Source organism: Acinetobacter johnsonii, assembly GCF_048551975.1.
In the GTDB taxonomy this organism is placed as follows: domain Bacteria; phylum Pseudomonadota; class Gammaproteobacteria; order Pseudomonadales; family Moraxellaceae; genus Acinetobacter; species Acinetobacter johnsonii_A.
Genome location: NZ_JBIMCF010000075.1, coordinates 1 through 1,018 on the forward strand (window position 1 = coordinate 1; position 1,018 = coordinate 1,018).

Annotated in this window: 1 protein-coding gene; it reads right to left on the minus strand. The window is 43.0% G+C overall.

What is annotated here, in order from left to right; genetic code table 11:
- A partial coding sequence (locus ACG9ZB_RS16680) for a hypothetical protein (protein WP_419326800.1) occupies window positions 1-186 on the minus strand: 186 nt, incomplete at its 3' end.
- Window positions 187-1,018: the final 832 nt, after the last annotated feature.

Sequence of the window (1,018 nt, forward strand, 5' to 3'; positions counted from 1 at the left end):
ATTCCAAACCATGAGCTCCTTCCCAAAGCCTGCCTGGCCGCCAGCCCCACCCCCCACTCCCCAGAAAAAACGGCTCAAAGAAATCTTTTCCATCTCAGGCGGAAAACTGGAAGATGTCTTGTCTTGTCTGTCTGGATTGATGTCTGTGTCAGTGTGAGCCTTGTGATTTTTGATAATAGTGCTCAAGTTCTGAGTTCTTATTTCAATGGTCTCAAGACAAGGCAGCCCTTGCAAACCCAACTGCTTCCAATACAAGAAAACTTTGACCTCAGGGAATGTCAGAGTCCCGTGAACTGGGAACTAGTCAATATGAAATATCTAGTAGTTTTGTTTTTGCTCCTCTACTGTAGACATGTCTAAGAGTCATCAACATGAAGCACAAAATGTTCATAGTGCCTCGGTTTGTTCTAAGGTAAAAATTGCTATATCGTTCTATCTGTCACAAGCTTGTCAACAAGAAAGTACCTCGAAAGAACAGGAACAAAACGAAAAATTAAATGTGATATGAGCTTTTAGATAAACTATGAACACTAATTACACTCGAAAATATCTGCCTATGAGAGTCTTGATTGAAGGCAGAGGAGAAGGGGACGACAGAGGCTAAGATGGTTGGATGGCATCACTGATTCGATGGACATGAGTTTGAGCAAGCCCCTGGAGTTGGTGATGGACACGGAAGCCCAGCGTCCTGCAGGCCACGGGGTCCCAAAGAGTCAGACACGACTGAGCCACTGAACTGAACTGAACATACAATCGTTTCTCCAGGTGTTTTGGTTACCCGAGTTTCTATCCTGTGCTAAACTAAGTGACGACAGTGTACTGAAGAGCTGGGTCATTTCCAAATAAATTAAAGTTCTGAAACATTCACGCCTTGAAAGGACCTCCCTTTTACACAGAAACAAAAGAGATTTTTGACTATCCAATAAGAGTGTCTGGCACCATCCTGACATGTGAAACGTAAGAAAGCAATTTTTTTTTGTTTTGTTTGGTTCTGATCTTGGGTGTGTGTGTGTATGTG